Below are 1,890 nucleotides of genomic sequence, written 5' to 3'. Positions count from 1 at the left end.
GGGGAGGGTCGGGGACTGGCGCGGTCCCACATGGTGCGGCCCGTTTCCAGTCCCCGCCCGTCAAACCGTGCATGCGGTTCTCCCGCACACGGCTTACCGACGTTCTTCACCGTCGGCGTTCGGCCTTCCCGCGCCAGTCCCGAAAGGGCCTGGGCGGAATAACGGTTCCATCGAGGCCGATCAAACCCAGGTGACTCGGCGAGAGCAGCACCTGTTTGATACCCCACCCCCACGAGTGACGCCGGTTGCCCTTCTTGGACAGCCATATCGCCAGTCGCATGAGAGCGAAGTTCCTGATCTGGCCAAGGACGCGGGCGGAGTTCCCGTAACGGAAATATCCGGCCCAGCCGCGCAGGAACATGTTCAAATCCCTGACGATGTCCTCCACCGGCATCCAGAGCCATTTCCGGCCGGTGAGTTCCCGGATCCGGTCACGGGCTCGTTGGACGGCCTTGCGTGCAGGCCAGCGAGCCAGGAAAGTCAAATGCGCCGACTTCGGGGTCCACCCACGCACCAGCCGATGATGAAATCCGAGGAAGTCGAAACCTTCCTCTCCCTCGGCCAGGTGCACGATGCGGGTCTTGGCCGCCTTGGGCTCCAACCCCAGATCGGCCAGCAGGACGGACAACCGCGCCAGCGCGGCCTCAGCCTGCTCCCTAGTCCGGCACATGACCACCACGTCGTCGGCGAAGCGCACCAGCACGCCATGCTGCTGACTCGACCATGCCCGGTCCAGCCGGTGCAGGTAGATGTTGCACAGCAACGGGGAGATCACCCCGCCCTGGGGCGCACCCGTGACGCCACGCCGCCACGACCCGCCGTCCACCACCCCGGCGCGCAGCATGCCGCGCACCAAGTCGAGGACGGCCCGGTCGCACACGCGTTCCTCGATCGCTTGTATCAACCCAGAGTGCGGAATCGCCTCAAAACAGTTGGCGATGTCGGTCTCCACCACCCAGCGGCGACCCTGCCAGGACTCGTCGATGAGCACCTGCAGGGCATCGTGCGCCGACCGCCTGGGCCGGAACCCGAATGAACAGTCGACCATGTCGGCCTCGAAGATCGGCTCGAGCACAATCTTCGCCGCCGCCTGCACGATCCGGTCACGGACCGAGGGAATCGACAGCGGGCGCTGCTCGGTAGTACCCGGCTTGGGAATCAACACCCGCCGGGCCGGCAGCGGCCGATACCGCTTGTCCCTCAACTCCACAGCCAGCTCCTCAAGGAGCCGGGCAACCCCGTACTCCTCGACCTCCGCCAAAGTGACGCGGTCAATACCGGCGGCGCCGCGGTTGCGGCGCACGTCCTGCCACGCCCGTTCCAACACGTCCCTGCGATGGACCTTGTCGAACAACGCGTGGAACCGTCTGTTCGGATCGGCCTTGGCCGCCCGGTAAAGCGCATGCTGCAAGGCACGGACTCTGTCCCCACAGACAGCCGCCAGAGTGGACCTAGCCGTTACGGCACTCACCAGTCCTGGTCCTCACAATCTCGCACGTGAACGAAGCAGCGGCCCTTCCCTCACCGCAGGTTGTGTTGTCCTACGGCTCGATCGGTACTACGACCGCCTCCGACTCCCTCCCGGCCGCCGCCCACTTCCCGGCTCCACACCGGTTATAAGACGGCGTCGTCCACGCCTATCCGCAGCACGCTCCGGCCGGGGAGGGCCTCCCCAGTTCCCGCCGCCACCCTCTGAACGTTCCGCGCCCTCTTACGCCGGAGAGTCCCTGACGGCAGCACTCCAGGATCTTCACCGCTTCCATGGCCTTCGCCGTGAGTCGCCCGGCTCGGCTCTCTCTCGGTGTCTAACGACGCGGCAGGCTTCGCTTCCGCTACGGACCGCTCAGTTGCTTCCCCCAACGGGGCTTTCGACGCTGGGCTTCGACCCGG

General features: G+C 66.2%; 1 protein-coding gene. It reads right to left on the bottom strand.

Translation table 11 applies throughout. The annotated features are described in order from the left end of the window. Positions 1-106 precede the first annotated feature (106 nt). Complete coding sequence (gene ltrA / locus Amac_RS53380; RefSeq protein ID WP_218041818.1) at positions 107-1,411, bottom strand: group II intron reverse transcriptase/maturase; 1,305 nt, start codon at positions 1,409-1,411, stop codon at positions 107-109. Positions 1,412-1,890: the final 479 nt, after the last annotated feature.

This window comes from Acrocarpospora macrocephala (assembly GCF_009687865.1).
Lineage (GTDB): Bacteria > Actinomycetota > Actinomycetes > Streptosporangiales > Streptosporangiaceae > Acrocarpospora > Acrocarpospora macrocephala.
The sequence above is the reverse complement of the archived record's forward strand: the minus strand, read 5'-3'. Positions and strand labels throughout refer to the sequence as shown.